A 2,659-nucleotide genomic window follows, 5' to 3' on the forward strand; every position below is an offset into this window, starting at 1 on the left:
CCGGGGCTCGTTGCGTTAGCGTCGAGACTATTGCAATGAAAAAGCGGCAACTGCCTGCGATGATGGCTTTCTTGCGCAACGAGTGTGTTGCCAGGTTCGTGAATGCAACGTAGCTTTTCCTTCATCGGAAACAGCGGCCGGTACAGAGCCGGCCGCCGACGAAGGAGACCCACGATGCTGAAGTTCGACACCCCCGCCCCGCTCACCGCGATCCTCGACATCCCCGCCGGACGGATCCGCCTCATCGCCGCCGACCGCACCGACACCACCGTCGAGGTCCTGCCCGCCGACCCCGCCAGGAACCGGGACGTCAAGGCCGCCGGGCAGGTCACCGTCACCCTCACCGACGGCGTCCTGCACATCGAGGCCGCACCGCCGAAGAACCGGATCGTCGGCAACTCCGGATCCGTGGAGATCACCGTCCAGCTCCCCGCCGGCTCCCACGTCCGCGCGAAGACCGCCGCCGGCGAACTGCGCGGCGTCGGACGCCTCGGCGACGTCACCTACGAAGCCGCCCAGGGCAACGCCAAGCTCGACGAGAGCGCCACAACCCACCTCACCGTCCAGGCCGGCGACCTGACCGTCCACCGCCTCGCCGGCCCCGCCACCCTCACCACCCTCAAGGGCGACATCACCGTCACCGAGGCCCGGCACGGCACCCTCCGCCTGCGCACCACCGCCGGCCACATCACCGCCGGCGCCGCCCGCGGCACCCACGCCACCCTCGACGCCGGCACCACCCTCGGCCGCATCCACAACGCCCTCACCAGCACCCCCGACGGCCCCCAGGTCACCATCCACGCCACCACCACCCACGGCGACATCACCGCCCGCACCCTCTGAACCCCACCACCCCCAACACCCCGACCCGGCCCCCTTGAAGGAGCGACCCCTCCCATGACCGACCTGGCCATCGCGGCGAACGGGCTGCGCAAGTCCTACGGCGACAAGACCGTCCTGGACGGCATCGACCTCGCCGTCCCCCGCGGCACCGTCCTCGCCCTCCTCGGCCCCAACGGCGCCGGCAAGACCACCACCGTCAACATCCTCTCCACCCTCATCACCGCCGACGGCGGCCAGGCCCACGTCGGCGGCCACGACCTCACCACCCACCCCCAGGACGTGCGCGCCACCATCGGCGTCACCGGCCAGTTCTCCGCCGTCGACGGCCTCATCACCGGCGAGGAGAACATGCTCCTGATGGCCGACCTCCACCACCTCACCAAGACCGAAGGACGCCGGACCACCGCCGCCCTCCTGCAGCGCTTCGACCTCACCGACGCCGCGAAGAAACCCGCCTCCACCTACTCCGGCGGCATGAAACGCCGCCTCGACATCGCCATGACCCTCGTCGGCAACCCCAGCATCATCTTCCTCGACGAGCCCACCACCGGCCTCGACCCCCGCTCCCGCCACACCATGTGGCAGATCATCCGCGACCTCGTCACCACCGGCACCACCGTCCTGCTCACCACCCAGTACCTCGAAGAGGCCGACCAGCTCGCCGACCGCATCGCCGTCCTCAACAACGGCACCATCGCCGCCCACGGCACCCCCGACGAACTCAAACGCCTCATCCCCGGCGGCCACGTCCGCCTGCGCTTCACCGACCCCGCCACCTACCGCACCGCCACGCTCGCCCTGCCCGACGCCACCCACGACGACCAGTCACTGACCCTGCGACACCCCGGCGACGGCAGCCAACGCCACCTGCGCACCCTCCTCGACCACCTCGACACCGCCCACATCGAGGCCGACGAACTCACCGTCCACACCCCCGACCTCGACGACGTCTTCTTCGCCCTCACCGACAACAGCGCGCCCAACACCCCCACCGTCCCCAGCCAGAGCAGCCACTCCCAGGAGAACGCCCGATGAGCACCCTCACCCTCACCGTCCGCGACTCCCGCACCATGCTGCGCCGCAACCTCCTGCACGCCCGCCGCTACCCCTCCCTCACCCTCAACCTGCTGCTCACCCCCGTGATGCTGCTCCTGCTCTTCGTCTACATCTTCGGCACCACCATGAGCGCGGGCCTGGGCCCCGGCGGCGGCCGCTCCGCCTACATCGCCTACGTCGTCCCCGGCATCCTGCTGATGACCATCGGCAGCAGCGTCATCGGCGCAGCCGTCTCCGTCGCCACCGACATGAACGAGGGCATCATCGCCCGCTTCCGCACCATGGCCATCCACCGCCCCTCCGTCCTCATCGGACACGTCACCGGCAGCGTCCTGCAGTCCGTCGCCGGCGTCGTCCTCGTCGGCGCGGTCGCCCTCGCCATCGGCTTCCGCCCCACCCACGCCACCGCCCCGGAATGGCTCGCCGCCCTCGGCCTGATCGTCCTCTTCGCCACCGCCCTCACCTGGATCGCCGTCGGCATGGGCCTCGCCAGCCCCAACGCCGAAGCCGCCGGCAACAGCGCCATGCCCCTCATCCTGCTGCCCCTCATCTCCAGCGCCTTCACCCCCCTGCACTCCATGCCCGGCTGGTTCCAGCCCGTCGCCCAGTACCAGCCCTTCACCCCCGCCATCGAAACCCTCCGCGGCCTGCTCCTCAACACCCCCATCGGCAACAACGGATGGCTCACCATCGCCTGGTCCCTCGCCCTCACCGCCCTCGGCTACCGCTGGTCCACCACCACCTTCAACCGCGACCCCAA

3 protein-coding genes are annotated in these 2,659 nt (G+C 70.3%); all 3 read left to right on the top strand.

Annotation, left to right across the window (positions count from 1 at the left end):
• Positions 1 to 174 precede the first annotated feature (174 nt).
• On the top strand, positions 175 to 843 hold the full coding sequence (locus IE329_RS39705) for a DUF4097 family beta strand repeat-containing protein (RefSeq protein ID WP_190215934.1): 669 nt from the start codon (positions 175 to 177) through the stop codon (positions 841 to 843).
• A gap of 54 nt (positions 844 to 897) precedes the next feature.
• On the top strand, positions 898 to 1,878 hold the full coding sequence (locus IE329_RS39710) for an ATP-binding cassette domain-containing protein (protein WP_190215935.1): 981 nt from the start codon (positions 898 to 900) through the stop codon (positions 1,876 to 1,878).
• On the top strand, positions 1,875 to 2,659 hold a 785-nt coding region (locus IE329_RS39715; protein WP_190215936.1), incomplete at its 3' end, for an ABC transporter permease. The genes IE329_RS39710 and IE329_RS39715, both read left to right, overlap by 4 nt.

It is taken from the genome of Kitasatospora indigofera (assembly GCF_014655955.1).
Lineage (GTDB): Bacteria > Actinomycetota > Actinomycetes > Streptomycetales > Streptomycetaceae > Kitasatospora > Kitasatospora indigofera.

Coding starts and splice junctions, on each gene's coding strand:
- IE329_RS39705 (WP_190215934.1), top strand. CDS start 175: ATGCTGAAGTTCGACACCCCCGCCCCGCTCACCGCGATCCTCGACATC.
- IE329_RS39710 (WP_190215935.1), top strand. CDS start 898: ATGACCGACCTGGCCATCGCGGCGAACGGGCTGCGCAAGTCCTACGGC.